The sequence below is a fragment of the Halostella litorea genome (assembly GCF_004785955.1).
Classification (GTDB): Archaea; Halobacteriota; Halobacteria; order Halobacteriales; family Natronoarchaeaceae; genus Halostella; species Halostella litorea.
In genome coordinates, this window is record NZ_SJER01000001.1 from 564187 (window position 1) to 588465 (window position 24279).

Annotated in this window: 28 protein-coding genes; 12 read left to right on the forward strand and 16 right to left on the reverse strand. The window is 71.2% G+C overall.

All coding sequences use genetic code 11. The features are described from left to right. Window positions 1-37 precede the first annotated feature (37 nt). The 8 genes from EYW40_RS08380 to EYW40_RS08410 all read right to left on the reverse strand — a co-directional run bounded on the left by EYW40_RS08380 (window position 38) and on the right by EYW40_RS08410 (window position 3860). Entirely contained in the window at window positions 38-172 is a 135-nt protein-coding gene (locus EYW40_RS08380) for a 30S ribosomal protein S27ae (protein ID WP_135821161.1), read from the reverse strand. Between the two features lies 1 nt (window position 173). Further along, window positions 174-488 (reverse strand): 30S ribosomal protein S24e, encoded by a 315-nt coding sequence (locus EYW40_RS08385; RefSeq protein ID WP_135821162.1) that lies wholly within the window; start codon window positions 486-488, stop codon window positions 174-176. Between the two features lie 168 nt (window positions 489-656). Next, window positions 657-818: a hypothetical protein gene (locus EYW40_RS19585; RefSeq protein WP_161973181.1), complete on the reverse strand. Its 162-nt coding sequence runs from the start codon at window positions 816-818 to the stop codon at window positions 657-659. Window positions 819-915: 97 nt separating this feature from the next. After that, on the reverse strand, window positions 916-1464 hold the full coding sequence (locus EYW40_RS08390) for a GTP-dependent dephospho-CoA kinase family protein (RefSeq protein WP_135821163.1): 549 nt from the start codon (window positions 1462-1464) through the stop codon (window positions 916-918). Between the two features lies 1 nt (window position 1465). After that, entirely contained in the window at window positions 1466-1663 is a 198-nt protein-coding gene (gene spt4, locus EYW40_RS08395; protein WP_135821164.1) for a transcription elongation factor subunit Spt4, read from the reverse strand. A gap of 2 nt (window positions 1664-1665) precedes the next feature. Next, on the reverse strand, window positions 1666-2235 hold the full coding sequence (locus EYW40_RS08400) for a DNA-directed RNA polymerase (protein WP_135821165.1): 570 nt from the start codon (window positions 2233-2235) through the stop codon (window positions 1666-1668). A 2-nt stretch (window positions 2236-2237) separates the two neighbouring features. Continuing rightward, window positions 2238-2621 carry a PIN domain-containing protein gene (locus EYW40_RS08405; protein WP_135821166.1) on the reverse strand — a complete coding sequence of 128 codons (384 nt, stop codon included), beginning with the start codon at window positions 2619-2621 and terminating at the stop codon, window positions 2238-2240. Next, entirely contained in the window at window positions 2622-3860 is a 1239-nt protein-coding gene (locus EYW40_RS08410; protein WP_135821167.1) for a translation initiation factor IF-2 subunit gamma, read from the reverse strand. 231 nt (window positions 3861-4091) lie between these two features. On the opposite strand from EYW40_RS08410, the gene EYW40_RS08415 reads away from it, so the two are divergent. The 3 genes from EYW40_RS08415 (at window position 4092) to EYW40_RS08425 (ending at window position 6495) form a co-directional block, all read left to right on the forward strand. Continuing rightward, on the forward strand, window positions 4092-5051 hold the full coding sequence (locus tag EYW40_RS08415) for a winged helix-turn-helix domain-containing protein (protein ID WP_135821168.1): 960 nt from the start codon (window positions 4092-4094) through the stop codon (window positions 5049-5051). 134 nt (window positions 5052-5185) lie between these two features. Further along, window positions 5186-5464, forward strand: a complete 279-nt coding sequence (locus EYW40_RS19590) for a hypothetical protein (RefSeq protein WP_161973182.1) — start codon at window positions 5186-5188, stop codon at window positions 5462-5464. A gap of 68 nt (window positions 5465-5532) precedes the next feature. Next, the gene (locus EYW40_RS08425) at window positions 5533-6495 is read left to right on the forward strand and encodes a DUF5787 family protein (RefSeq protein ID WP_135821169.1); all 963 of its coding nucleotides are present in this window, start codon (window positions 5533-5535) and stop codon (window positions 6493-6495) included. Between the two features lie 51 nt (window positions 6496-6546). On the opposite strand, the gene EYW40_RS08430 is transcribed toward EYW40_RS08425, so the two are convergent. The 5 genes from EYW40_RS08430 to EYW40_RS08450 form a co-directional block, all read right to left on the reverse strand. Continuing rightward, window positions 6547-7338: a DUF7537 family lipoprotein gene (locus EYW40_RS08430; RefSeq protein ID WP_135821170.1), complete on the reverse strand. Its 792-nt coding sequence runs from the start codon at window positions 7336-7338 to the stop codon at window positions 6547-6549. Window positions 7339-7412: 74 nt separating this feature from the next. Continuing rightward, complete coding sequence (locus EYW40_RS08435) at window positions 7413-7601, reverse strand: hypothetical protein (RefSeq protein ID WP_135821171.1); 189 nt, start codon at window positions 7599-7601, stop codon at window positions 7413-7415. Beyond that, entirely contained in the window at window positions 7598-8422 is an 825-nt protein-coding gene (locus EYW40_RS08440; RefSeq protein ID WP_135821172.1) for an MBL fold metallo-hydrolase, read from the reverse strand. The genes EYW40_RS08435 and EYW40_RS08440 overlap by 4 nt, the downstream gene beginning before the upstream one ends. Further along, a complete protein-coding gene (locus EYW40_RS08445; RefSeq protein WP_135821173.1) occupies window positions 8422-9768 on the reverse strand; it encodes an ATP-binding protein in 1347 nt (448 codons plus the stop codon). The genes EYW40_RS08440 and EYW40_RS08445 overlap by 1 nt, the downstream gene beginning before the upstream one ends. A gap of 83 nt (window positions 9769-9851) precedes the next feature. After that, complete coding sequence (locus EYW40_RS08450) at window positions 9852-11663, reverse strand: flippase activity-associated protein Agl23 (protein WP_135821174.1); 1812 nt, start codon at window positions 11661-11663, stop codon at window positions 9852-9854. A gap of 150 nt (window positions 11664-11813) precedes the next feature. Here EYW40_RS08450 and EYW40_RS08455 point away from each other — a divergent pair, with 150 nt between their 5' ends. After that, on the forward strand, window positions 11814-12953 hold the full coding sequence (locus tag EYW40_RS08455; protein WP_135821175.1) for a thiolase family protein: 1140 nt from the start codon (window positions 11814-11816) through the stop codon (window positions 12951-12953). Here the strand turns inward: EYW40_RS08455 and ahbB are convergent. Next, window positions 12950-13981 (reverse strand): siroheme decarboxylase subunit beta, encoded by a 1032-nt coding sequence (gene ahbB, locus EYW40_RS08460; RefSeq protein WP_135821176.1) that lies wholly within the window; start codon window positions 13979-13981, stop codon window positions 12950-12952. The genes EYW40_RS08455 and ahbB overlap by 4 nt on opposite strands. A gap of 92 nt (window positions 13982-14073) precedes the next feature. Between ahbB and EYW40_RS08465 the strand changes: the two genes are divergently transcribed. Next, window positions 14074-14955: an SDR family NAD(P)-dependent oxidoreductase gene (locus EYW40_RS08465; protein ID WP_135821177.1), complete on the forward strand. Its 882-nt coding sequence runs from the start codon at window positions 14074-14076 to the stop codon at window positions 14953-14955. Between the two features lie 84 nt (window positions 14956-15039). Further along, window positions 15040-16125: an anthranilate phosphoribosyltransferase gene (locus tag EYW40_RS08470; RefSeq protein WP_135821178.1), complete on the forward strand. Its 1086-nt coding sequence runs from the start codon at window positions 15040-15042 to the stop codon at window positions 16123-16125. A 13-nt stretch (window positions 16126-16138) separates the two neighbouring features. On the opposite strand, the gene EYW40_RS08475 is transcribed toward EYW40_RS08470, so the two are convergent. Continuing rightward, on the reverse strand, window positions 16139-17116 hold the full coding sequence (locus tag EYW40_RS08475) for a succinylglutamate desuccinylase/aspartoacylase family protein (RefSeq protein WP_135821179.1): 978 nt from the start codon (window positions 17114-17116) through the stop codon (window positions 16139-16141). Between the two features lie 83 nt (window positions 17117-17199). Here EYW40_RS08475 and EYW40_RS08480 point away from each other — a divergent pair, with 83 nt between their 5' ends. From EYW40_RS08480 to EYW40_RS08490, 3 genes are all read left to right on the forward strand, one after another. Then, on the forward strand, window positions 17200-17706 hold the full coding sequence (locus EYW40_RS08480) for a hypothetical protein (RefSeq protein WP_135821180.1): 507 nt from the start codon (window positions 17200-17202) through the stop codon (window positions 17704-17706). Window positions 17707-17783: 77 nt separating this feature from the next. Further along, on the forward strand, window positions 17784-19214 hold the full coding sequence (locus EYW40_RS08485; RefSeq protein WP_135821181.1) for an outer membrane protein assembly factor BamB family protein: 1431 nt from the start codon (window positions 17784-17786) through the stop codon (window positions 19212-19214). A 67-nt stretch (window positions 19215-19281) separates the two neighbouring features. After that, entirely contained in the window at window positions 19282-19824 is a 543-nt protein-coding gene (locus EYW40_RS08490) for a peptidylprolyl isomerase (protein ID WP_135821182.1), read from the forward strand. Between the two features lie 39 nt (window positions 19825-19863). Here EYW40_RS08490 and EYW40_RS08495 read toward each other — a convergent pair whose 3' ends face one another. Next, window positions 19864-20670, reverse strand: coding sequence for a helix-turn-helix transcriptional regulator (locus EYW40_RS08495; RefSeq protein ID WP_135821183.1), 807 nt, complete (start codon window positions 20668-20670; stop codon window positions 19864-19866). Between the two features lie 307 nt (window positions 20671-20977). Between EYW40_RS08495 and EYW40_RS08500 the strand changes: the two genes are divergently transcribed. From EYW40_RS08500 to EYW40_RS08510, 3 genes are all read left to right on the forward strand, one after another. Beyond that, window positions 20978-21811 carry a hypothetical protein gene (locus EYW40_RS08500; protein ID WP_135821184.1) on the forward strand — a complete coding sequence of 278 codons (834 nt, stop codon included), beginning with the start codon at window positions 20978-20980 and terminating at the stop codon, window positions 21809-21811. Window positions 21812-22082: 271 nt separating this feature from the next. After that, window positions 22083-23111 carry a M48 family metalloprotease gene (locus tag EYW40_RS08505; protein WP_237560585.1) on the forward strand — a complete coding sequence of 343 codons (1029 nt, stop codon included), beginning with the start codon at window positions 22083-22085 and terminating at the stop codon, window positions 23109-23111. After that, on the forward strand, window positions 23108-24241 hold the full coding sequence (locus EYW40_RS08510) for an outer membrane protein assembly factor BamB family protein (protein WP_135821186.1): 1134 nt from the start codon (window positions 23108-23110) through the stop codon (window positions 24239-24241). The genes EYW40_RS08505 and EYW40_RS08510 overlap by 4 nt, the downstream gene beginning before the upstream one ends. The last annotated feature ends 38 nt before the right edge of the window (window positions 24242-24279 follow it).

Here is a 24279-nt window from a genome sequence, read left to right on the forward strand (position 1 = left end):
GGTCGCGATGTGCCGCGCGGGAGCGCGGCCCATTGCCTTACTCCCACTCGGTGTAGTCACAGCGACCGCAGTGCAGGCGGTCGCCGTGGTCGGCGAGGAACGTGTCGCCACAGCGGGGGCACATCTCGCGCTCGGTCGTGCCGTCGTCCTCGTAGAGGTCGTGTCGGGCCATCTTAGGCCTCCTCCGCCTCCTCGGCGCCGTCCTCGTCGGCGACGATCTTGTTGCGCTCGAGCATGTAGTCCTGCTCGACGTCGCGGGCGTGGTCGGCGGTCTCGTACACCTTCGCCTCACCGACGGTCTTGCGCATCCCGAACTTCGTGTCGAGCTTGCGGACGACGACCTCCTCGGCGTCCTTGTTCAGCTTCGCCGCGAGGCTGTCGCGGACGGAGAGCCGGGAGGGCGTGGCCTCGTCGTGGGTCAGTTCGAACGTGACGTCGGTCCGGTGCAACATCGGGTTCTCGTCCTCGTCGATGATGTCGACATCCATGGCGTGATCAGTTACCTTCTACTTCTCCGCGAAACGGGTAAAAGGATTTCGAACGACCTTTTTCCTGCTCGGGTCGCCGTCGGCGACCGCTCGCGGCGAAAAGTGCGATCAAAAGGACCGGGCGCTCCCCCCGGTCGTACCGGGAAGCCGCGCTCACTCCTCTGGATGCTACTTCCGGTGTTTCAGAATTATCTGGAGCGCGGTACCCGGGTTGTCGTTCGCGAGATGACGCTCGACCCGATCGGTCACTTCGGCAGGGACGGCTCCGTGCTGCTGGAAGGCTTCGACGGCGTCCCTGGCCTCCACTTCCCACCAACTCTCGGCGTTCATATCACACCGGTAATCGATACGCCACCAAAAACCGGGGCTCCCGTTCATTCCGTTCAAACCGTTCAGGACGCCGGTATCCGCTCTACTTGAATCCGACCTACGCTTCCAACAGCGCAAGCGCCCGCTCGGCGTCGCCGTCCATCCGGCGAAGCAGGTCGGCGAACTCCGCCCGCGTCCCGGCGTCAACGCGGACGTGGACCATCCCGGCGTCGGGCTGGCCGTACACGACGCTTGCCCCGTCCGGGGCGGCGACGACCGCGGGCAGCGTCGCGAGGTCCTCCTCGCCGTCGACGACGACGGTCGTCGGGCGGTCGTCGGCGACGGCGTCGCGCAAGGCGACCAGCAGGTCGGCGGTCAGCGAGGCGGCGGGGTTCTCGACCTCGACGGTGTGGTCCTCGCGGATCGTCTCGCTGACCTCCCCGTCGACGGCCTCGCGTTTGGTGCGGCCGTCGACCACGGCGACGTCCGGGGTGCGGCCGACGCGCTCGAAGTGGTACGTGACGATGTCGCCGACGGCGACCAGCGGCCCGGTCACGTCCGCGAGGACGCGCTCCGGGTCGGTCTCGACGGGGCCGAACGGCTCCTTGAACGCGCCGCGGAGGTCGGGCGGGAGCGTCAGGAGCGGGTCGGGGTCGTCGGACGCCACGCTAGCGAACCTTCAGGGCGTACGCGCCCGGCTCCGCGACCTCCATCTCCTCGGCGATCCGGCTCTCCTCGGGGTGGGCGATGTACACGTAACCGGCCCAGTCCTCCGTGAGGCTGCTGGAGCCACAGGACGGGCAGGTCTCCTCGTTGGGCTCGACGACGCGGTGGCACTCGCGGCAGACGAGGCGGTCTTCGGCCATCGTCACTCACCCGTCGTCGCCTGGCGCTGCTGGCGGTCCTCCTCGAGCCAGCCGTGCTTGCCGAGGCCGACCTGCTTCGCGGTCAGCCCGATCTTGCTGTCCCGGGGGTTGCGCTCGTCGATGCTCTTGGTGACGATGCGGGCGCGAACGGCGTCCTCGACCGTCAGCGTGCGGTTGGACTCGTTCGACGCGAGCGTCTGGTTCTCGCTGTCGTACGCGAGGAACTCGTCGGAGATCTGCGAGACGTGGAGCAGCCCGTCGACGGGGCCGATCCCGACGAACGCGCCGAACTCCACGACCTCGACGACGTTGCCGTCGACGACCTCCTGCATCTGGGGGTCGTACGTGACGGCGTCGAACTCGGCCTCGTAGTAGACGCCGGGGCGGTTCGGAAGCACGCTCCCCTCGCCGATGTCGTGGACGTTGACGACGCTGACGACGCTGCCGACGTCCTCGTCCATCCGGCCCTCCAGTTTGTCCTGGAGGAGGCGCTTGACTAGCTGTGGCGTTACGTCCGCGAGCTCCTGTGGCGGCACTTCGACGGTGTCCTTGAGCCTGACCCGTTTGTACATGATTATGGTTGAGTGACTGCGAGTTTGTTCTTGCCCCTTAAACCAATTACTGGCACGCCCGCGTCGAGGACGCGGTCCCGGAGGGGCCGGTCGTTCGTGACGACGTAGTCGGCGGTGCCCTCGCGGGCGAGTTCGACGACCGCGTCGTCGGCGTACGATGCTTCGGTGTCGACGAGGAGACAGCGGTCCGTCGCCAGGTCGTGGCCCACGCTCGCCGCGATGCCCTCCTCGCCGCCGGTGTCCGACAGCTTCCGGAGCTCCTCGGCGACGGCCTGGGGCGCGACGGCCTCGTAGCCGCCGAGCACCCGGTCGAGTTCGTCGAACAGCCGCACGTCGAGTTCGACGGGCATCATGAGCGCGTTCGTGTCGATGGCGACGGTCGTCATCTACCCCGTGAGCGTCCCCACGCCGATGAGCCGCCAGCGCGCCCCGATCCGGCGGTTGATGGCTATCTTCGCGCCCTCGGGAGCACACACCGGCCGCTTGAGCCGGACTTCGCACTCGTCGCCGCGGGCGCTCGTGACGGAGCCGACGGTCGTCGCGGTGCCGATGGTCATCATCAGCGGCTCGCCGGTCGAGATGTCGTCGACCTCGCCGCCGTCCATGTCGCCGACCACGCGGTCGAGCAGGTCGACGTCCATCGTGAAGGAGTCCCAGGTCGGCGGCAGCGAACCGGGCGGGCCGGCCAACTGGCCGGCCAGCGCGTCGCCCTTGGTGAGGCTCGGGTCGAGGCCGGTGCCGACGCCGAGCAGCCCGCCGGGGAACACCTCGTCGACGGTCTCCCCGCCGGCCTGCAGCGAGCGGACGGTCGTCGTGATGGGCCGGTACTCGGACTGGCCGCCCTCCTCGACCTCGCGGCCGGGCCGGACCTCGATCTCCTCGTCCTTCCGGAGGCGGCCCTGCACGAGGCTCCCGCCGAGCACGCCGCCGGTGAGGTCGCCCCACTCGGTGCCGGGGCGGTTGATGTCGAAGCTCCGGGCGACGTGCATCCGGGCGTCCTCCTCGGGGTCGCGGTCGGGCGTCGGGATCTCCCGTTCGACGGCGTCGATGAGCAGGTCGATGTTGACCTCCTGCTGGGCGCTGATCGGGACGATCGGCGCGTCCTCGGCGACGGTGCCCTCGACGAACTCCTGGATCTCCTGGTAGTTCTCCCTGGCACGGTCGCGGTCGACGAGGTCGACCTTGTTCTGGGCGACGACGATGTTGTCGATGCCGATGATGTCGAGCGCGCTCAGGTGCTCGGCGGTCTGTGGCTGCGGGACGGGGTCGGTCGCGCTCACGACGAGCACCGCGCCGTCCATGATCGCCGCACCGGACAGCATCGTCGCCATCAGCGTCTCGTGGCCCGGGGCGTCGACGAAGGAGACGGTGCGGAGGACCTCCGTCTCGACGTCGTGCTCGGGGCACGTCTCATCGACCGTGTACGCCTCCGGCGGCTCCGCCTCGGGACAGCGGCGGAACGTCGCGTCGGCGTAGCCCAGGCGGATGGAGATGCCGCGTTTCATCTCCTCGCTGTGCTGGTCGGTCCACTCGCCGGACAACGCCTGTACCAGCGTCGTCTTTCCGTGGTCGACGTGACCGACGAGTCCGATGTTCACCTCCGGTTGTTGGTGTGTTCCTGGCATGTGACCTCCTGAAGTAATCTTGGTAGAGTTTCGCCACGAACGACTGATAAACCTACTGTTCTGGTGCGGGACCGACCCGGCGGGCGTCACCACGTCCCACGGTGATCCATCCTTTCCGGGTCCACCCCCGCGGCGGCGTCCCCGCCGGGCGCGTCCTCGCCGACGTGTAACTATCGATACAAAAAAGCAGTCGAGCGAACGCTTTAGGGGGTGGGTGCCGATCCGACGGGCATGAGCGAAGCCGGCGAGCCGGGCGACCCCGGCGATTCGAGCATCCTCGACTGCGACGACTGCATGACGCCGGCGGAGGCTTTCGCCGTCGTCGGCAACGAGACGCGCCTCTCGATACTGGAGGCGCTCTGGCGCGCCGACGAGCGGCCGGTGAGCTTCTCGGACCTCCGCAAGGCCGTCGGGATGCGCGACAGCGCGCAGTTCAACTACCACCTCGACAAGCTCCGCGGGCAGTTCGTCCGCCGGACCGACGAGGGGTACACGTTCCGCCACGCGGGCTGGGCCGTGATCCACGCGGTGCAGGCCGGGTCGCTGACCGAACAGCCCGAGATAGCCCCCTTCGAGGTCGAGGGCGACTGCAGCGACTGCGGCGGCCCCCTCGCCGCCCGCTACGAGGACGAGCGCGTCGTCGTCGACTGCGTGGAGTGTGCCCGGACCCACGCGAACTACCCCTTCCCGCCGGGCGGCCTCGACGGCCGGACGACCGGGGAGGTGATGGCGGCGTTCAACCAGCGCGTGCGTCACCTCCACTGCCTGATGGCTGACGGCGTCTGCCCGGAGTGCAGCGGCACCGTCGAGACGACTGTCGAGCGCGACCCCGCGGGGTACGACCTCGACGTCGCCGTCCGCCACGAGTGCCAGCGTTGCCGGCACCAGTTGACGACCTCCGTCGGGCAGGTACTGCTCGACCACGCGGAGATCGTCTCCTTCTACCGCGACCACGGCGTCGACCTGAACCAGGTCCCCTTCTGGACGCTCGACTGGTGTACGGCCGACGAGTACACGACGGTGCTCTCCGACGACCCCTGGCGGCTCCGCCTCGACGTGCCGATAGACGGCCCGGAGGGGACGCCCGCGGGCGAGTGCGAGGGCGAGCGGCTGACGCTGACCGTCGACGAGGACCTCGTCGTCCGGGAGGTCGAACGGTCGCCCGCCGGCACCGCGACGACCAGCCCCTGACCCGCCGACACGCGCCACACCCCGCCGCCGCGGCGGTCCGGGCCGGGTGAAATCGATTTCAGTAACCTGCCGTACAGAAATGTTCTTCAGATTATACTTTAGGGGCCGTAGCCCCATCGATCACATGTAGACCGATGCCTGCCAACAACACCGCCGCCGGAGACGGCCCGTCCAGTTCCGTTCGCGTCCCCACGCCGTCCGCCAGCCTCGCGGATACCGTGCGCCTCGTCGACCGCGCACTCGTCGCGCTGTTCGGGGCCGCGCTGGCCGCCGTCGGGGTGGCGACGTACCTGACCACCTTCGGGAGCGCGGCCGCGCTCGCCGTCGTCGTCGCCTGGGCGGCGCTCGTCGCCGGCGCGTTCGCCGCGCCGTTCGTCGTCGTCCGCGCCGTCGTCGCCGCGCTGACGCGGTAGGGCGGCGACGTGCACCGGCTCTCGAACCGACCGCGAGGCTTTTTTCGTCCGCACCCCTCCGTCGTCCCGTGCGGGAGTTCGGGTTCGAACTGGCGCTGTGTGCCCGCCTGGAGGACGACGAGACGCTCGTCGCCCGCCAACTGGGCGGCGGCGTCGCCGCGCCCGCGAACCGCGTGCTCGACGTGGTGACCGTCACGCCCGGCCCCGAGTTCGCCGACCGCGCGCGGATCACGCCCGATCGGCTCCCGGCGCCCGCCGTCGAGAGCGACGTGGGGCCGGGCCGCTTTCGCTACTGGAAGGACGCCTTCGACTGCCACCCGGAGCGGGCGCGGGAGGCCGTCGAGCGCGCGGTCGACCTCGGCTTCTTCGAGCGCGAGCGCCGCGGCGGCCGCGACTACGTCCGGCAGGTCGCCCGCTACCCGGACTGGTTCGGGCGGATCCGCGCGGTCGAGAACAAGCCCGACCTCGGCACGCCGGGCGACCTCCGGACCCAGCTCCGCAAGGACGTGAGCCTCGCGCTGGTCGACGAGGTCGTCCTCGCGACGGCGAGCCACGTCACCCGGGCGCACCTGAACCGCATCCCGGAACCGGTCGGCGTCTGGCGGTTCGACCCCGGCGACGGGGTCAAGGTGGTGCGGGAGCCGTCGCCGCTCCCCGCCGAAGACGGGGGGATCGAACTGCTGGAACGCCACCCCGGCCGCGCCGAGGTCCGGCCGGCGACCGCCGCGGAGAAGGCGCGGTACCGCCGCCGGCTGGCCGAGCGCGCCTACGGGAAGGGGTGGCGGCCCGACGAGTTCCCGGCGTGCGCTCGGGCGGCGGTCGAGTCCGGCGGCGTGCCACACTGCGACTGGCACGGCCGCGTCGTCGACCCGAAAAACGAGTGCGGGCCGCGCTGTCCGGGCTACGAGCCGGCCGAGGCGGCAGTCGACCCGACGGCCGAGCGCGCCGAGCGGTCGCCGTGGGTCGCTGACCCGGACGGGCTGGCGCGGCGACAGGCGGGGCTCGGCCGGTTCGCTACGGACGACCGCTGAAAAGGATCGGCGTCCGACCGCCGTTCGGCAGGCGGTCAGTCGGCTCACGTCTCAGTTGCCGCTGCTGTTCCGTGCCTCGTCGAGCCAGCCCGGCTCCTCGACGGTCGTCGAGCCGACGTCGGTCACCGCGTAGCGCAGCGAGATCTCCTGTGTCGACCCGGAGCCTTCCTGGGTGTAGTCGACGCGGTACTCGTGCATGACGCCGTCCTCGCTCACGAGCAGCGTCGCGGAGACGTCGCTGACGTTCTCCTCGGCGGGGGAGGTCGGCAGCGCGGTGTAGTTGGCGACGCCGGTCGCCTCGTACCGGGTGACGCCGACGCCCTCGTGGGTCTCGGTGCCCTGCTGTTCCCACTCGAACGCGTCGACGTTGTCGGTGTTGATCGACGGGTTGGCGATCTGGCCGCCCTCGCTCGTCTGGTACTGGGTCTCGCCGTCCTCGGGGACGATCCGCTGGTAGGTCGTGTTGTCGGCCGTGTAGCGGTAAGTCGTCCGGTTCCCGAACAGGCTCGCGAACTGCACGGCGTACTGCCGGTCGTTCTCCAGGTCGACCTGCCCGTGGGCGTTCTGCACGAGCGAGGAGTCCGCCCCGGTCAGCGAGACGTTGGATTCGAGCGTGTACGACCCCGCCGACTGGATGGCGCTCGTGTGGCTCTCGTTCACCATCTCGCCGGTGAGTTCGTCGCCCGAGTCGGTGTAGGGTTCGATGCTACCGCTATCGCCGTTGCCGTTGCCGTCGCCGCCCCCGAGGAGTCCCCCGGCGGAGCAGCCAGCGGTCAGGACCAGCATCGCGACCAGCAGCGTCGCGACCGTCCCTCGCGCCGACGGCAGTTCCAAGCGTTCCATACTCCCGATGGCGACGCTCTGGTTTTTATACTGTCGGTTTCACCGGCGCGGTTTCGGAACGAAACGTCACGGGCCTACTCCTCGGCGGCGAACTCACCGCGGAAGTACCACAGCAGCGCCAACACGGCGGCCGCGCCGGTCGCGACGACCCCGAGGCCGAGCCAGTCGACGCCGCCGCCGGCGAGCGTCGACCCGAGGACGTAGCCGGCGGCGACGACGGCGACCAGGCCGACGAGCCGCGACCCCTCCCGGACCCCGGTCACGGGTCGTACACCTCGCCGTCGACCGCCAGCGGCTCCGCGAACGCCTCGTCGGCCGGGTAGAAGTGCGCGGCGTGGACGATCCGCGTCCGGTCGGCGTCTAAGTCCGCGGCGAGCGCCAGCGCCCCCTCCCGGGTCATGTGCTTCGTGCCGAACGTCCGCGGGACGCCGTCGGGGTCCTCGTGCCGGCCGCCGATTGGGTGCTGCTCGGCGAGGTCGGCGGGGACGATGCCGTCGGCGAGCAGGAGGTCGGGGTCCGCGAGGCGCTCGCGCGAGGCCTCCGGGACCGCATAGCTCGTGTCGCCCGACAGCGACAGCTTCGCGCCCGTCTCGGGGTCCTCGACGACGACGCCGTAACACGACAGCGGCGGGTGGTCGACCGGCACCAGCGTCACGTCGAAGCCGCAGGCCCGGAACGGCTCCAGGGGCGGCCGCGGCGACGGCTCGACGGCGTCCAGGTAGTCGTACTTCCGGGCGACCGTCCCGGCGACGCTCTCGCCCGTCTCCGGGTCCGTCTCGTCGGCGGCGTACACCGGCGCGCCGTCGAGCAGGCGGTAGGCGTTGCCCAGCCCGTCGAGGTGGTCGAAGTGGATGTGTGTGACGAGTATCTCGTCGGGCAGGTCGACGCCGTGGGTGAGAAACTGGTCCCGGAAGTCGGGGCTGGCGTCTATCAGCAGCGACTCGCCGGTGCGGTCGTTGCGGACGTGGACGGAAAACCGGGTGCGCTCAACCCCCAGCTCACGCGCCCGGGCGCAGGTGTCGCAGTCGCACCCGGGCGTGGGCGTCCCCGTCGTGTCGCCGGTGCCGAGCAGCGTGACCCGCATCAGTGGTCGTGGGCGTGGTCGTGGTCCGAGCCGCCGATGTCGCCGCCGGCGACGAGGGCGTCGTGGTCGCCCTCGATCATGTCCATGTTCTTCAGCGTGTCGCGCTCCTCGAAGTCCTCGACGGCCGCCTCTAGGTCCGCCTGCGTGAGCGTCGTCCGCTCCTCGGTCAGGGCGTCGAGCACCGCCTCGCGCAGCACCATCCGCAGGTCGCTGCCGGTCAGCCCCTCGGTCAGTTCGGCGATCCCGTCGGGGTCGAACTCCTCGATGTCCATCGCCCGGGTGATCACCCGGAGGATGTCCGCGCGCATCCCGCGGTCGGGCTTGGGGAAGTTGACGATCTCGTCGAAGCGCCGCCACGCCGCCGCGTCGAGCTGGTCGGGGTGGTTCGTCGCGCCGATGAGCAACACGTCGTCCTGGATCAGCGAGATGTCGTCGATGCTCTTGAGCAGCGTGTTGACCGCCCGCTTTATCGCCGCGTGCTCGTCGGAGGCCCGCGTCTTGGCGACGAAGTCGAACTCGTCCATGAAGAGGATACAGGGGGAGAGCCGCTTTGCCACCTCGAACACCTTCTCGACGTTCTTCGCCGTCTCGCCGAGGTACTGGCTGGTGATCATCGACAGCTTCACCTCGACGAACGGCAGGTCGAGGTCCTGGGCCAGCGCCCGGGCCGTCGACGTCTTCCCGGTGCCCGGCGGGCCGACGAACAGCAGCTTTCCGATCTCCCGCAGGCCGATCTGCGCGAGGTACTCGCGGTGTTCGATCGCCTTGACGATCTTGTTTATCTCGGCCTCCTGGTCGTCGGTCAACACCAGGTCGTCGAGCGTCATCTCGATCTCCTCGGGTGCGCGGATGTCGACGAGTTCGAGCATCTCCTGCTCGTCCTCGTCGTCGAAGTACTCCTCGAGCAGGCTGTCTATCCACACGCGGTCGGCCTGTATCGGCCGGTTCGCCTCGCGGGCGGCCTCGTAGTCGACGCCCGTCTCGTCCTCGAACCGGTAGGCGAGCGTCGGGTTCCCCGCCAGTCGCTCGTCGTCGGCGCGTTCGAGGAACCACTCCGTCGCCATCTCGGGCTGGGTGAGCGAGATGGTGCCGGAGAACTCCTCGCGCTCCGTGAACATCAGGTCCGAGACGGCGTCCCACGGCCGGTCGACGCCCGTCGCGGCGCGGGCGGTGCTGTTGGTCACCGAGAGCGGCCGCTGGATCCCGCCCGGGTCGTCGCCGTCGCCGCCGGTCCAGAACACGGACCGATAGCGCGGCGGCAGGTCGTTCTCGTCTAGGTCGCGTTCGTCGTCGTACACCCTGGCCGTCAGGAGGAACTCGACGACGTCGATCGCCCCGTCGTTCATTCCCGGAAGGTTTCGAGCGGGGGAATCTTAAGGCCGTCGAAGGGACGGCCGAGGCCGGGGCGACGCGCCGCCGGCGGCCGGGACTACTCCAGGTAGTCCTCGTCGATGAAGATCACGATGGTGCTGGAGTGGAGGTAGCGCTCGTGCTGGTGGGCGCGGTACCCCTCGAGGTCGGCCTCGTACGCCCCGGCGTCGGTCCGCGTGGAGATGATCACCGGCGGCGGGTCGTCGACGAAGTCGCTCGACCTCGTGCTGTTGACGACGAACTCGGCGTCCGACCCCCGAAGCCGGTGTTGCTCGGCCTCGAAGTACCACGCCAGCGGCAGGCGGTGGAACCAGTTCCCGGGGTGGGCCGGCGGCTGCTGGCTCACCGAGTCGTTGGGCGAGTAGAACTCGCCGCCGTAGAACATGACGTCGACGCCCTCGTTCTCGCGGGCGATCCGGTTGATGTCCTCGAGGGTCGGCTTCAGGTCCGACGACGACTGGGCGTACTGGACGAGTTCGTTGTCGGGGTCGGCGGGGTTCCGGTAGGTGGTGTCCATCGCCGCGCCGCCGACCTGCGCGACGATGAGCAACAGGAGGATGACGGCGGCCGCGACGCCGATCCCGTCCCCGTCGACGTACGCGTCGCGGCCCCAGCGGCCGATCAGCGCGAGGCCGACCGCGGCGGGGAACGCAAGCGGCACGACCGCGTGGACGGTCGCCCACGGCGCGGGGATGTCGGTGATGATGGGGTAGCCGAAGGCGCTGACCGCGCCGATGTAGCCGCCGAGCGCGACCAGATCGCGTGGCCCCTCCGACGAGTAGCGGTCGGCGAGGAAGCCGACGACGGCGAGCGCGACGAGGACGGCCGCGCCCGCCTCCATCGTGTCGACGTAGTCGTTCCAGTAGTAGAGGAACTCGTGGTCCTCGCCGGCCCCCCAGAGGTCCATGAACTTCGTCCACGACCCGAGCAGCGCCTCCTCGACGACGGCGACGAACATCCCCGGGCGGCCGGCGGCGAGTTCCTCGAGCGACCAGTACAGCCCGATCCCCTCGGTGCCGCTGTCGATCCGGTAGCCGCCCTTCCGCGGCGCGTAGAAGAACACGACGATGGCGAGGAACTCCAGCACGACGGCGGCCGACAGCAGGATGCCGGTCTTCCGGGCGCGGACCGCGTCCGGCAGGCCGCGCAGGAGTTCGCCGCGGTCGTCCCGCGACAGCGCCGCGACGGGGTCGAAGGTGAGCGCGCCGCGGGCCAACCGACGGAGTTCCCCGAGCGGGTCCCGGTCCCGTACCCGGGCGAGGAACAGGCGATGGTCGAGCAACAGGACGGCCGCGCCGAGGAAACACAGCCCGTACACCAGGGCGTTTTCCTTCGTGGCGAACGACACCGCGTACGACGCCGTCGCGGCGAACAGGTAGCGGCGCTTGCGCGTGTCGTACCACCGCACGAACAGCCCCAGCGCGACGAACGTGAACGCCGCGAGCGGCACGTCGACGCGCATGAACCGCGAGTAGTACAGCAGGATGGGGTTGAACGCGAACAGGGCGGCGAGCGCGACCACCTCGCTGTCGCGCAGGCGGTCGCGGAACAGCCACGCCGACAGCGGCAGGAGCGTGCCGACCAGCGCGACCGACAGCCGCATCGCGAAGTCGTTGGGCCCCATGACGGCGAATATCTTGCTCTCGACGAGCGGGAGGAACGGGCCGTGGACGATGGGGCGGTACTCGTGGACGCCGGTCTCGGCGTACTTCAGCGTCCAGTAGGCGACGCGGGACTCGTCCTGGTGGGCGACCCGCGCGCCGAGGTCGTAGAGGCGGGCGACGAGGCCGAACAGGGAGACGGCGAGGACCGCCGCCGCCGTCCCGCGGCGGCCGGAGAGGGCGTCCGGGAGCGAGGGCCGACCGGTCATAGTCGTCCCCTGACCCCTGTCGGTCAAAGTGTTTGTGGGTTACGCTCGGCCGGCCGGGCGTCGACCGATCCCCGACCGCCGCGGAAACGGATCGCTCTCCCCCGCGGAGTTCTAACGCAATTTAAGTTCGTGAAGGTCCTCGATCCGGCCATGGCAAGCGACACAACGCCCGTCGTCGTGCGGGCGTACCGCACCCCGCAAGGCAAGGAAGACGGCGTCTTCGCCGGCGTCCGGAGCGAGGACCTGTCGATCCCGCTCATCAACGAGATACTGGCCGACACCGGCCTCTCGGGCGAGGAGATAGACGACCTGATGTGGGGCTGTGCCCAGCAGCGCGAGGAACAGGACAACAACCTCGCCCGCGTCATCGCGCTCCTGTCGGACCTCGGCGAGAGCGTGCCGGCGACGACGATCAACCGCTGGTGCGCGTCGTCGATGCAGGCGATCATCTCCGCGTCCGACGCGGTCCGGGCCGGCCAGCGCGACGCCGTCATCGCCGGCGGCGTCGAGTCGATGTCCCGCGTCGAGATGGGCGAGAGCCACGGCTACATCCACCCGCGGATGGCCGAGGAGTACAACGTCGGCGAACTCCAGATGGGGATGACCGCGGAGGAAGTCGCCGACCGGTTCGACGTCTCCCGCGAGACGCAGGACGAGTACGCCGCCCGGAGCCAGCAGCGCGCCTGCGCGGCGACCGAGGAGGGCCGGTTCGACGACGAGATAATCCCCATCGAGACGGAGAACGGCACGGTCGACGAGGACGAGGGCCTGCGCCCCGGCACCACCGCAGAGAAGCTCGCCGAACTGCCGACCGTGTTCAAAAGCGACGGGAGCGTCACGCCGGGCAACGCCTCCCAGATCAGCGACGGCGCGGCCGCCACGCTGGTCACCAGCGAGGCGTTCGCCGAGGAGCACGGCCTCGAAGTCATGGCCCGCATCGGCTCGAACAACGTGGCCGGCGTCGACCCCACGATCATGGGCGTCGGCCCGGTGCCCGCCACCGAGGGCCTGCTGGAGCGGACGGGCCGCGACATCGACGACTACGACCTCGTCGAACTCAACGAGGCGTTCGCCAGCCAGACGGTGTACAGTCAGAACCAGCTCGGCATCCCGGACGACAAGTTCAACGTCAACGGCGGCGCGATAGCCATCGGCCACCCGCTCGGGGCCAGCGGCGCGCGGCTCCCCGTGACGCTGCTGCACGAACTGGAGAAGCGCGACGGCGACCGCGGGCTGGCGACGCTGTGTGTCGGCTTCGGCCAGGGCGCGGCGATCGAGTTCGAGCGCTAAACGAGGTCCTCGTAGCGGGCCCCGGTCTGTTTCAGCGTCTCGGTCGAGTACAGCCGCTCGTGGTCGTAGGGCAGGTGTTCGGCCGCGAGTTCGTCTATCTTCTCGTCGACGGCGTCGGCGTCCCGACCGTGGATCATCGTGAACACGCTGTAGGGCCACCCCTGGTCCTCGCGGCGCGGCCGGTGGTAGCAAAGCGTCACGTACGGGAGGCGGCCGACCGCGACGCCGCGGTCGTCGAGTTCGCCGTCGGGCACGTCCCAGACTACCATGCAGTTGCTGTCGAAGCCGGTGACGACGTGGTTGACGACGCAGCCGATCCGCTTGATGCAGCCGTCGTCGCGCAGCCGTTCGACGGCGGCGAGCACGTCCTCGACGTCGGCGTCGAGCGCGGCCGCCACGTCGCCGTACGGCGTCGCCGTCAGCGGGAAGCCGTCCTGAATCTCCAGCAGGAGGTCCGTCTCGAACGCCGAGAGGTCGCCGGTCGCGTTCTCGCTGATCCGGGTAGCGTCGACCGCAGTCTCTGCCAGGCTCTCCCGGGCGAACCGGTCGCCGTTGACGACGGGGAACTCCAGGTCGATGTAGTAGTCCGTCAGCATCGGGAGGTTCAGCACCTCGCAGCCGGTTCGCTCCTCGATTTCGGCGAGGATGGCGTCGCGGCGCTCCAGCGACCCCGCGGTGACGACGAACCACATGTTCCACTCGTGTTCGCGCCGGTAGTTGTGGTTCACCTGCCGGTAGCCGTTGATCACGTCGGCCACCTCGTCGAAGCGGTCGTCGGGGGCGCTGACGGCCGCCAGCGTCGAACTGCCGATCACCGGGGGGTTCAGCACGGGGCCGAACCGCCGGAAGATGCCCTCGTCGGCGAGGCGTTCGACGCGGGCGAGCGCGTCGGCCTCGTCGGTGCCGATCGCGTCGGCGACCGCGCGGAAGGGGTGGGGTTCGACCGGAAAGTCGCTCTGGAACCCGTCTATCAGCGCGGCGTCGCGGTCGTCGATCCGCTCGCGCCAGTCGCCCGACTGGAGGCTCATTGGCGGAACTGGGGACCGTACGAACCTACTTCTTTCGGGTCCGAGCGGTCGCCGCCCCGAACGGTTTGTGTCGTCGGTCCCTGCAGGGGCACATGGACCTGGGCGACTGCTCGGGACGGACGGTGCTTTTGACCGGCGGGACGAGCGGCATCGGCCGCGCGGCGGCGCTCGAACTGGGCGAGGCGGGCGCGACGGTTTTTCTCGTCGGCCGGGACGCCGACCGCGGCGCGGCGGCCGCCGAGCGGGTGCGGGCGGCGGGCGGCGACGCGGACTTCCTGCGGTACGACCTCGCCTCGCAGTCGGCGGTCCGCGACCTCGCGGCGGCCGTGCGGGAGCGCGTCGACCGCCTCGACGCGCTGGTGAACAACGCGGCGGTGGCCCCCGGCGACCACAGCGTGACGGCCGACGGGGTCCCCGCGGCGGTGGCGGTGAACCACCTCGCGCCGTACCTGCTGACGCGCGAACTCGCGCCGCTGTTGCTCGACAGCGCCCCATCCCGGGTCGTCGTCACGGCTTCGGCGGTCCACGAGCGGGCCGCCCTCGACCCGGCCGACCTCGACCTGCTGGGCGCGTACGAGGGGCTGGACGCCTACGCCCGGACGAAACTGATGAACCTGCTGTTCGCCTACGAACTGGCCGACCGGCTCCGCGGGACCGGGGTGACGGCGACGGCGCTGCATCCCGGCTTCGTCCCGGGCAGCGGCCTCTACCGCGACAGCGCGCTGTACGTCCGTGCGGCGATGAAGCTGTTCTCGGCGCTGCCGGTCGGCCGGCGGGTCGCGGACGGCGGCCACGCGCTGGCGGCGCTTTCCGCGGCCGACGACCTGGCCGGCGTCACGGGGCGGTACTTCGACGGCACGGAGCCGGCGGAGCCGGCCGACGCGGTCCGCGACGAACGCCTGCGGGCCGCGCTCTGGGCCGAGAGCGCGGACCTGGTCGGCGTGGACCCGGACTGGCCGGACGCGGGGGCCTGAGTGCCTGCGGTCGGGTCACGCGCGAGCGGCCACGCACCCGAGGAAAGCGGGACGTTTTTGCGGCGAGCGGCACAAGCCGATCGCATGGCCGAGGCAACCGCGAAGTACGGCGAGTGGCCCCTGCAGCGCCTGATGACCGAAGTCGTCGGATCCGGGTACAAGTCCGCCGAGGACATGACCCGCGAGCAGGCCCGGGAGGCGTTCCAGCGCATCCTCGGCGACGAGCCCGACCCGACCACGCTCGGCGCGTTCTGGCTGGCGAACCGCTGGAAGCGCAACACGCCCGAGGAGCTTGCGGCCTACACCGACGTGATGGTCGAGGAGAGCGTCGAGCGGGCCGAGCCCGACGCCGACCCCGTCGACTGCGGCGCGAACTACGACGGCAAGGGCGACACGGCCATCCTCGGCGTCGCCGCGGGCATCGTCGCCGCCGGCGCGGGCACGCCGGTCGTCGCCCACTCCGGCGACCGCGTGCCGACCCAGAAGCAGGACGCGTACAAGCACGTCCTCGACGAACTGGGCGTCTGCACCGAACTCGGCCTCGGCGAGAGCGCCGACATGGTCGACGACACCGGCTTCGGCTTCTACTACCAGCCGGTGTTCAACCCCGGCGTCCACGACCTGTACGACCGCCGCGACCGGATGGGCGTCCGCGTGTTCGTCAACACGATCGAGACGCTCGCCAACCCCGCGAACGCCGACGTCCACCTCGGCAGCTTCTACCACCTCGCGTTCGCCACGAAGGTGGTCGACACGTTCGCCGAGATGGAGACCGAGAGCCCCGAGCGCGTCATCATGTTCCAGGGGATGGAGGGGTACGACGACATCCGGCCCGGATACACGAAGGTCGCCGAGTGGAACGGCGACGACGGCGGGTCGGACGGCGACGGCTTCGACGACTACGAGATCGAGACGCCCGAGTACGGCATGGCGTTCGAGGAGGCGGACCTCGAAGTCGACGACGTGGCCGCCGACTCGGCGGCGATCACCGAGGAAGTCGTCGCCGGTGAGCGGTCGGACGGCTTCGCCGATGCCGTCGCGCTCAACGCCGCGTTCCGGATCTACGCCCGCGGCGACGCCGACTCGCTGGAGGAGGGGCTGGAGCAGGCCCGCGCTGCGGTTGACGACGGGAGCGCGGCCGCCGTGCTGGACGACCTGCGGAACTTCTAACCCGGCGGCCGATTCACTCCGCCCGCGGGATCGCCACGTTCGCCAGCCGCCCGCCGGCGACGACGGTCGCCTCGCGGGTGATCGCATAGAGCACCCCGTCGTGGGTCGCCGTCGCCTCCTGTATCACCTCGTAGGACGTGGGGTCGTACAGCGTGCCGAGCGGCGTGCCCTCGGTCACGCGCTCGCCCAGCGTCCGGTCCGGGTGGGGCCGGAACAGCCCCGAGTCGGCGGCGTCGACCCGGCCGAGGTGGTTGCGCGCGACGGTCGGCGTCCCGGCCGCGGGGCCGTCGCCCGGCAGCACGCCGAGGTGACGGAGGACGTTCAGAACGCCGTCGACGCCCGTCTCGACGGCCTCCTCGACGATCTGTTTGTTGTGGGCGAGTTCCGGGGTGATCGCGGGGATCCCCTCGCGGGCGGCGGCGACGCGGAACTTCCCGGCGAAGTTCCGGCGGTGCCACTCCGCGTCGGCGTCCTCGCCGGCGGCCTCCGCCAGCAGGAGGTCGGTGCCGAACGCCCGGGCGAGGGCGCGGGCGTCCGCGTCGCCGTCCCGGTAGACGACGTGGGTCAGCATGTCGGGGCTCCCGGTGTGGAGGTCGAGGGCGGCGTCGGCCTCGCTCGCGTACGTCCAGAGGCGCGCGGCCATGCGCTCGTGGAGCGTCCCGTCCGCGTCGCCGGGCCACACCCGGTTCATGTTCGAGTGGACGCTGTCGAGTCGCTCCGGCGTCGTGTACGAGACGCGGTCGAAGGTGAGCGGGTTCGCCACCGGCACGGCGACGACCCGGCCGGCGATGTCGGCGTCGACGAGCCGGTCGTGGAGCCGCCGGAGCACCGCCGCGCCGTTGACCTCGCGGCCGTGCTGGGCCGCCTGCACGTACACCGTCGGCCCGTTCGCCGGGCTCGCGTAGGTGTGGACCGTCGTCGCGACCTCGACCCCCGACGGGAGCCGGGCCAGGGTGACACGCTCCGCCGAGTGGGCTGCCGGGGCGACCATACGCCCGCTACGGCGCGATACGCCTTCACTTGTCGGGGCGGGCGGCCGACGAACTTATCATGCCATGCTACAACACGCCACGTATGCCGCCGACGCGCCGCGGGTTCGGGGCCGCCGCGACCGCCGCCGCCGTCGCCGGGCTGTCGGGGTGTCTGGACCGGGCGATACGGCTGATCCCCGGCCAGGGCAACGACTTCCCGGACGAACCGCCCGCCGCCGCCGAGGAGACGGCGAAGGCGTACCTCCGGGCGCTTGGCAACGGCCGGTACGAGGCCGCCTGCCGGGACCGCTGTCTCCTGCGGGTCGAGGACGGCGAGACGCAGTTGAGCGCGAACAGCATGGACGACGCGGACCTCCGGCAGTGGGCCGAGGAGGCGCGGTCGTTCTACGGGAGCGCCGGCTGGCGGGTCTCGTCGGTCGCGGTCGTCGACAGCGAGAAGATGAACGGGTCGGCGCTCGCCGCCGCGGACTTCCCGATGGGCTATCACCTCACGCTGGAGTGGGAGGGGACGGGCAACGTGGCGAACCCGACGACGACCAGCGTCGTCAAGGACGACGGCGACTGGTACGTGCTCACCGCGACGTTCTGAGGGCGTCGGATGACGGTGTCGCTCCGGCACCGTGAACTGACGGAGCGCTTATCATATCGAGTCACAAACGGGAACCCATGACAGGACGTGACGCGCCCGACCGATCCGTCCGCCGGCGACGAGTGCTCGCCGTCACGGGCGCGGGGATCGCCGCGCTCGCAGGCTGTAACTCCGGCGGCGACGGTGACGACGGGGGCGGCGGGCTGCGAACCACGACCGGGTCGGACGGGAACGGGACGACCGGCAGCGGAAACACGGGCGGATCGGAGACGGAAACCGCCGACTGGCGGATGTACCGTGGCGGGCCGGGACAGGCGGCGTACACCCCGGGATCCGGCCCCGGCGGCGACGCCGCCGTCGAGTGGACGTGGACGACGCCGAACGGCGAGGAGTTCGTCAATCCGAGCGGGAACTGGCAGGTCGCAGTCGAGGACGACACCGCGTACGTCGCGACGAGCGTCGCGTACGGCGAGGGGACGAGCCGATCCTACCTGTACGGGCTGGACGCGGCTACGGGGGACCGGCGCTGGGTCTACGAGTACGACTGGGGCGAGGCGGAGGTCGGGTCCGAGCACTCGATGCCCGTGGTCGTCGACGGCCGCGCGATCTTTCGCGTGAGCGGCTACGCCGGCGATCGATGGGAGTACGTCGGCGTCGACGACGGCGAGGCGGCGTGGACCGCCCCGCCGACACCCGAAGACGAGGACAAGCGGGCCGCCCTGGAAAAGTCGCCGCTCGCGCTGTCGGACGGCACCGTCCTCGCCGCCGTCGGCACGACGTCCTACCGGCGGCTCGCGCCGTCGGTCGGCGAGTTCAGCGGCGACGCGATCCGGGTCGGGAGGACGCCGACGGTCGCCGACGACAGCCAGTTCGCCCAGTGGGGCGAGACGTTCCAGCGGCGGCCGCTCGGCGGCGAGGGGCCCGACTGGTCGTTCGACTGGCGGGAACGTGCCATCGTCGCCAACCAGTGGACGCCGGCGGTCTACGCCGACGGGACGGCGTACTTCGGGGTCGGCATAGACTTCTTCGACGTACCGGACGGTCCGGAGGTTCCGGACCCTCGTCGGCCGCGACTGTTCGCGGTGGACGCCGAGACGGGCACGGAGAACTGGACCCGTGTACTGGAGACCGAGCGCGGGGAGCGACAGTCCGGGGAAGCGAACAACGACGACTACTGGTACCTCCACGGGCGGGTCGCCGCGCTCGCGGTCGGTCCCGAGACGGTGTACGCCTACACCACGACGGGCGACGTGGCGGCGTTGTCCCCGGACGACGGGAGCACGCGCTGGCGGACGCCCGTCACCGACCGAAACCGGGCCAGCGTGCCCGGCGGCATCGTCGCCTGCCCGGACGGGGTCTACGTCGCGCTCCCCGACGGGGTGGCCCACGTGTCCGGCGACGGCGAGGCCAGCAGCCTCGCCAGCGGCGACTACGAGACGGCCACGCTGTCGGTCGCCGGCGGTCGCCTCTACGTCGCCCGCAGCGAGCGGATCGAGGTCTACGGCTGAGCCGGCAACCGACCGCCGCCGCGCCCACACCGGGAGCCTTTTGCCGCGTCCTCGCTTCGACTACCACATGACGATCCAGGCAACTCTCCACACCAGCGAGGGCGACATCGAGGTCGAACTGTACGACGAGAAAGCGCCGCGCACCGTCGAGAACTTCGTCAACCTCGCGGAGCACGACCCCGCCGCGGACGCCGAGCCCGCGCCGGACACAGTCACGTGGAACGACCCCGAGAGCGGCGAGGTCCGGGGCGACGCGCTGTACAACGACGTCCCGTTCCACCGCGTCATCGAGGACTTCATGATCCAGGGCGGCGACCCGACCGGCACCGGCCGCGGCGGCCCCGGCTACGAGTTCGCCGACGAGTTCCACGACGACCTGCGCCACGACGGCGCGGGCGTCCTCTCGATGGCCAACTCCGGCCCGGACACGAACGGCTCGCAGTTCTTCATCACGCTGGACGCCCAGCCCCACCTCGACGACAAACACGCCGTCTTCGGCAAGGTCACCGACGGCATGGACGTGGTCGAGGCGATCGGGTCGGTCAACACGAACGCACGCGACCAGCCCGAGGAGGAGGTCCTCCTCGAATCCGTCACGGTCGAGAACTAACGGCGCCGCAAGCGGCCCCGGTCCCCGAAAACCGGCCGGTCAGAACTCCTCGGCCGGCTTCGGCCGGGCGTCCGCCCGGTATCGCTCGTACGTCTCCTCGGCCCACTCCCTCACCCGCGCGTCCGCTGTCTCGACCAGCGCCCGGGGGAGCCCGTCGCCGTCCTCCACGCCGATCTGGACGGTGCCGTCGTCGGCCAGCCCGAGGTAGAACCCCAGGTCGGACTCGGCGACGTAGACGTCCGACCGCCCCGTCGCCACCTTCTCGCGCAGCAACGGGCCGAAGTCGTCTGACTCGACGGTCGCTTCGAGCCCCGGCGCGATGACCGTCTCGGCTTCGAGGCCCCCCTCCGTGACCCGTTCGGTGATGAGCTTCGTCCCCTCCATGTCGATGGAGGGCAGGAACAGCCGCATCCGGTCGGCGGTGCGGAGGATCTCCGACTGCTTTCTGGCCGGCGCGTACGGGTCGCCGGCGTCGGACGTCGTGATCTCCGCGTCGGCCAGCCGGTCCAGTTCGAAGGGAAGCTCCGACCGGGGGAACCACTCCAGGAACGCCGACAGCCCCTCGGTCAGCTCCACGGTGTCGACCAGGTCGAGAAACGAGTCGGCGACGAGCCGCCCCGCCGGCGTGAGCCGGTACGTCCGGGCGTCGCGTTCGACCCAGCCGGTCTCCTCCAGCGACCGGAGGGAGCGGGCGACCGTCGTCCGGGAAGCGTCCAGCCGGGCCCTGAGGTCGCGCTGCGTCGCCGACCCCGACTCCAGGAGCGCCTCCAGGATCCGGACGCGGGACTCGGCCCGGGCCAGGTACGCCACGCGGTCGAGCGGCGACGGGTCGTCGTCCGGTCCCATCGGTGTCCGGGGTGTTCGTCGCGGACCGCTTATTTCTTGTTGCGGTCGCGGCCGGCCGCCCGACGGCAGTTTCCCGGGGAACCGACGGCAATCTCCCGCCGGGGACGCCCCGAAGTCGCCGGTGTGGCCGTGCACGGCGTGCACAGTTCCCGAGCGATAACATGATAACCGAAAGCCGCAACTGCCCGGACATGACCGAGCCTCGACACGGCCGCTGCGGCGCGAACGCGGAGTTCGGCGACGCGCGCATCGGCGAACACGCGGGGCGAGCGACCCGGCCGGGGCGACCGACGGGGGTGACCGACGAATGTCCGTGCTGATCGGCGGGGCGATGTCGGCCCTCGGCGCCCTGCTCGCGGTCGCGGGGGTCCGCCGGGGACTCACGGCCGCCTCGCTGTACCGGAACGAGGCCACCCCCGTCAGGCGAATCGGGCAGCAGGACGGCCCGGTCGAGTTCGACGGCCGGGTCGAACTCCCGGCCGACGACGAGGGGGTCGACGCGCCGTTCTCCGGCGAGCCCGCGGTCTGCTATACGGCGTGGCTGCGGACGCGGACCCGCCACCGCACGGACGTCGAGGGCGCGGAGGTGCTGGAGTCCAAGGAACCGAAGCGCATGTCGAACACCGAGGCCGCGTGGCAACTGGCCGAGACCGACGGGTTCCGGCGGCCGTTCGTCGTGCGGGACGGCGGGGCCCGCGTGCGGGTCGACCCGACGGGCGCGGACCTGGATATCACCGGCCACATGGGCGAGACGGAACTGACCGTCGAGAGCGGCGAACGGCTGTCCGACGACGTCCGCGACCGGCTCGCGGCGCTGTCCGACGACGGGGTCGAGTTCGACGCCGACCCCGAAACGTGGGACCGGCCGGCCGACCACGTCCAGTACCGGGAGGCGCGGCTGGAGCCCGGCGACGCCGTCCACGTCGCCGGCGCGACCGTCGAGAGCGTCCCCGAGGAGTGGGGCAGCGGCGTCGCCGCGACGGTCGGCGACGGGGGCACCGACGAGGGGTTCAGCGTCAGCCGGGGGTCCGAGTCGGACGTCGTCCGCCGGAACGCGGTGCAGTTCACGACCGGCGTCGTGATCGGCCTCGCCCTGCTCGCTCTCGGCCTTCACACCGCCGGCGTGGCGGGGCTGCTCTGAGCGCCGGAGCCGTACGTTGATGGGCTCTGGATTCGAATCCCCTCCATGACCGACTCCGACGACGACGGTTCGGCGGACGGCGACGCCGAGGGGAAGTACGACAAGTACGTCGACAAGGTGCTCGACCTCCTGAGCCTGTTCTGAACGGCGTCGGAACCGCCCGGGGTCGGTGGATCGGTTCCGAACCGGGCCCGGACGGACGTTACCGTTCTCCGACACGTCGGATGCCGTGACAGTTTTATACGGGATGGGCCAAACCCGGACGACTGCAATGGCCCTCCGAACCCCGCTTTCCCCGGAGCGCGAGTTGCGACTCAGGATCGCCCTGACGGTCCTGCTCGTCGTCCTCCTGCCGTTCGCGCTCGTTCACGCGTTCCTGTACGTGCTGAACACGGTCGGCATCGCCATGCTCGAGTGGGTCACCGGCCGCGCGTGGTACGGCCGGTTCTACGTCGACCCCCTCCTGCTCGCCGTCGTGGTCCTCGGCGGGCTGGCGTTCCAGTACCGCTACGGGCCGGGGATGATCCTCGGCTCCGTCGGCGCGCGCTCGGCGAGCGAGTCGGCGTACCCTGAACTGCACGCGGCGGTGACCCGGCTCGCACAGCAGGCGGACCTGCCGACCCCGGCGGTCCGCGTGGTCGACACCGACCTGCCCAACGCCTTCGCCGTCGGAACGCCGGGTCGGGGCACCGTCGTCGTCTCGACCGGGCTGCTCGAACTGCTGGACGGGGACGAGCGCGACGCCGTGGTCGCTCACGAGCTCGCCCACCTCAAGAACCGGGACTCCAGCCTGATGACGGTCGCCTGGGTCCTCCCGGCGGTGACGTACTACCTCGCCATGGCGGCCTACACCGTTCTCGCAGGGCTGGCCCGGGCGCTCGGCAACGGCCACTCGGGGAGCAACGACGGCCGCGGGCTCGCGGTGGTCGTCGCCGTCGTCGTCGTCAGCGGCGTCGTCACGCTGAGCATCTCGGCGCTGTTCTGGGTCGCGAGCGTCCTCGTCCACCGGGTGCTCTCCCGGTACCGCGAGTTCGCCGCCGACCGCGGCGCGGCCGAGATCACCGGCTCCCCCGCCGCGCTGGCCAGCGCGCTCGGGAAGATAGACGACACGATGCCGGAGGTGCCGGACCGCGACCTCCGGCGCTACGACGGCGGCGCGGAGGCGCTGTACCTCGCGCCGCTGGAGAGCCGGTCGTTCGACTCGCACGAACTCGTCAGCACCGACGTGTTCCCCGACACGCACCCGCCGACCGCGGAGCGGATCGACCGGCTCCGGACGCTCGCGGGGGACGCGGAATGACCGGGTCGACCAGACGCCGCCTGCTCGCCGCCGCCGGGAGCGGACTCGTCGGCGCGCTCGCCGGCTGTGGCTACCGGCCCGGCGGCGGGGAACTCGCCTGGGAACGCTCGCTGTCGACCGGCGGGTTCCCGGGGGGCGGCGCGACGGCCTGGGTCGACGACGGCGACCTGCTCGTTCGGGTCGAAAACCGGGAGGGACGGGACTTCGACCCCGAACGCGAGGAGTGGGTCGAGGTGTCGGAGGCGGAAGTGACGGCGTACGACGCCGCGGGCGACGTTCGCTGGCGCGGCTCCGCGGCGCGCCAGTTCGCCGGCGGCCCGACGGTCGGCCCCAAGGGGGTGTACGTCCCCCTCCGTGACGGCGGGGTGACCGCGCTCCGTAGGGAGGGAGACGACGCGGGGGCGGTCCGCTGGACGAACGACCGGGTCGGGCGGGTGTCGCGCGTCGTCGCGGGCGAGGAGGCCGTCGTCGCCTTCGGCGAGGCCGGCCCCACCTGCCTCGACGCCGCCGGCGAGGCGACGGGAGCCGCGGACCCGATACCGGTCGCCGGAACCGACGTCGGCAGCGTCGCCGTCGGCGGCGGCCACGTGTGGGCGACCGCCCGGGACGAGGCGACGGTGTACGGCGCGGCGGTCGACGGCGGCGGACGGGTCGAGGTGACGCTCCCGGACTCCCCGACGGACCTCGCGGCGCTCGGCGACGGCGGCGTCGTGGCGGCAGTCGACGACGGCCTCCGGGCGGTCGACCCGGACGGGGCGGACCGCTGGACGGCCGACGTGCGCGCCGCCGATCACTTGCTCGTCGCGGGCGACCGGCTGTACGCCGTCGCCGGCGCGGCGGTCGTCGCCGTCGACGCGGCGAACGGCGAGCGTCGCTGGCGGCACGAGATGCCGCTGCTCCGTCCGCCCGCCGCCGACGGCGAGGGCGTGTACGGCGCGGTGTCGGGCTGTCGGTTCCAGGCGCTGACCGCCGCGGGCGAGGAGTGGTGGAGCGTCCCGACGCCGGACGCCGAGGGGGAGGGCTGTGACATGACGCACTTCACCGTCCTCGGCGACCGGATGGTCGTCGTCGACGGCGACCGGCTGTACGGAGTCCGGAAGCGCCCCGGCGACCGGTGGACGCTCCTGTGACGTCGCCGTCCGGGTCGCGGGGGGCGGGCGGCCCGTTC